Source organism: Streptomyces sp. NPDC057654 (assembly GCF_042800135.1).
Taxonomy (GTDB): Bacteria; Actinomycetota; Actinomycetes; order Streptomycetales; family Streptomycetaceae; genus Streptomyces.
Map to the genome: position 1 here is coordinate 1 of NZ_JBHVHQ010001063.1, position 2609 is coordinate 2609.

Annotated in this window: 1 protein-coding gene; it reads right to left on the minus strand. The window is 70.1% G+C overall.

Features of this window, described 5'->3' with window-relative positions; translation table 11 throughout:
- Positions 1–80 precede the first annotated feature (80 nt).
- Positions 81–2609 (minus strand): penicillin acylase family protein (locus ACFU99_RS40385; RefSeq protein WP_384402784.1); only part of this gene is annotated, 2529 nt, incomplete at its 5' end.

Below are 2609 nucleotides of genomic sequence, written 5' to 3' on the forward strand. Positions count from 1 at the left end.
GGTCCGGGCCCTGTGCCGGCCGATACGTGGCCCGGCGTCGGCTATCTGGTCCGGAGCAGAGCCGCAGCGCGCGCCCGCTGTCAGCGGTGCGCCGGGAATTCCACCACCTGTTGGTAGGTGGGGCGGTTCTGCCAGGTGATGGATTTGTGGGTGAGGCCGCCGACGGCGCGCTGGATGATGGAGTCGGCGCACCACTGGTCGCCGGCCTTGCAGCTGTCGTCGCCCGGGTAGACCTTGTCGGCGGGCTGGGACGCGGCTTGGCGGAGGGTGTCGAGGAGGGCGGTGCGGCAGGTGGAGAGGTCGCCGTTGCCGCAGTACTGCTTGGCCAGCGGGCCCTTGACCGGCTGGCCGAGGACGGAGCGCAGGTCCTTGTCGACGTAGCTCCACCAGCCGGTGAGGAAGGCGGAGCCGGCGTGGGAGCCGGTGGGGCCGTGGCCGGCCGAGGGGGATTCGTCGATGCCCGCGTTGGCCTGGAGCGCCTGGTAGAGGTCGCCGCCGAGCCCCGGTTCGTACTCGGCCTTCACCAGCAGCGGCCACCACGCGTCCATGGTCCGTACGGCGTCCGCGTGCGCGTAGGCGTGCGCGCCCGGCGTGGTCTCGCGGCGCTGCGCGCCGTCGGCGCGCCAGGACTCCAGCTCCTGTACCACCGAGGACAGTTTCGGGTCGGTGACGGGCTGGGACCGCAGCACCTTGATCAGCTTCGGCAGGACGTCCTCGCCCCGCAGGTCCGTCACCGCCGCGTCCTCCATGGCGCGCGTGAGGGACGCGCGGGTCACTCCGCCGTCGGCCACGAGCCCCCGCACCCGGTCGTCGAGGAGGTTGGCGCGGTGCACCGAGCCCGCCGCGAAGCCCGCGGCGGTGTAGTCGTCCGCCTGCTTGTTATTCCATGAGATGTAGTAGTCCTGGTCGACGTCGTTGGGGTGCTGGGCCGCCGGGGTGTAGTCGGCGGTGTTGCCGGCCGGGTCGAAGTTCTTCCACTCGTACGCCTTGTCCGCCGTGATCGGCAGCGACGGGTCCACAGCAGGGTTGCGCACCGGGTTCAGGCCGCTGTTGAAGTAGGCGGTGTGCTGGGCGTCCGCGTAGAACCAGTTGAAGGCGTAGCCGATATGGTCGGCGGCGCTCTGGAAGGACTTGGCGTCGCGTACGTAGCCGGGGTCGTTGAGCATCTGGAAGCCGATGATCGAATCGGCCTCGTGCCGGTAGGTCGAGCGCAGCGCGGTGTAGGCGACGGGCTTGCCGCCGACGGTCGCGCGGTGGGTGACCGTGCCGTACTCGGTGCGCAGCACCTGCATGCGGTACGAACCGGCGGCGCTGGAGTCCGCGACGGTGGGCTTCCAGGAGTTGGTGCGCTCCAGCTTCTCCATGGGCAGGCACTTGCCGCGGAAGAGGTAGTGCTCGGAGCCCTCGGTGGGCTTGCCGCCGTTCGGCTCGCACAGGTCGACGGCGTACGTGTCGGTGATGTCCTGGCCCGCGGAGGTCGCACTCCACGCGTAGTCCGCTCCGCGCCCCAGCTCCACGTACATGCTCACGCCCGCGAAGGACGCGCCGCGCGCGCTGATGCCGGGGCCCTGGATCTCCTGGAGCATCAGCAGCTGCGGGGCGAAGTAGCCGGTTTGCGGGCCGAAGACGGCGACGGGGTGGCCGCTCGCGGTGTGCTTGCCGGAGACGAGCAGGGCGTTGGACATGCCGTGTTTCTTGCTGAACAGGTCGCCGGGGAGCACACCCTTGTCGAACATGCCCTGCGCGGGCTTCAGCTTCTTCGGCGCGTCGACCGGGGTCCTGGCGGGCTTCTTGGCCGCCGCCGCGCCCGTACGGTCGTACACCAGCGGTTCTTCCTTGACCGACCCGGCGTCGGGCAGCGCCGTGCCCTCGGCGTTCTTCGGCTTGCCCGCGTACGGGAAGCTCTGGCCGTCGTGCAGGGTCTGCACGGCCTCGGGGTCATTGCGCTCGCGGAAGGACTCCCAGACCTTGGTGCCCTCGGCCGCGCCGTACTGCTTCTGCGCGGCGAGCAGGGAGAGGGCGGACTGCACCTCGCCGCCTCCTCCGTTGCCGAAGAGGCCGCCGACGACGGAGGCGAGGGCGATGAGGTCGGTGAGCTTGAAGGGGGCGATCTCGCCCTTGTTGGTGATGGCGTCGACGTGGCCGGTGAGGACGTACTCGCCGGGGAAGTACCGGCCGTCCTTGGACTGCTGCCGGTAGGCGTTGATGCCGTCGACGTACGCCTGCGCGTCGTGCATGGCCTGTTCGCCGCGCGCGCCGCTGGAGGCGATCTTGTCGACCTGCGCCTGGAGATCCTTCTCGGTGTACGGGGCGGTGCGCCAGAACTGCTGCTCCAGCCCCTGGTTGGAGGCGGCGCCGCCCGCGAAGGAGGTGAGTTCGCCGCGGCCGATGTGGCGGAAGAGGTCCATGAGCCAGAGCCGGTCCTGGCCCGCCGCGTAGCCCGCGCCGTACTCGGTTCCGTACCGCGTGGTGCCCTGGATGTGCGGAACGCCGGTCTGCTTGTCGCGGGTGATCGTGACGTCGTCGCGCGGCTTGTCGACCTTGGCGACGTTCTCCTTGGACACGCCGAAGGAGGAGTCGTTGAAGAAGTCCCGCAGCTTGTCGTCGGT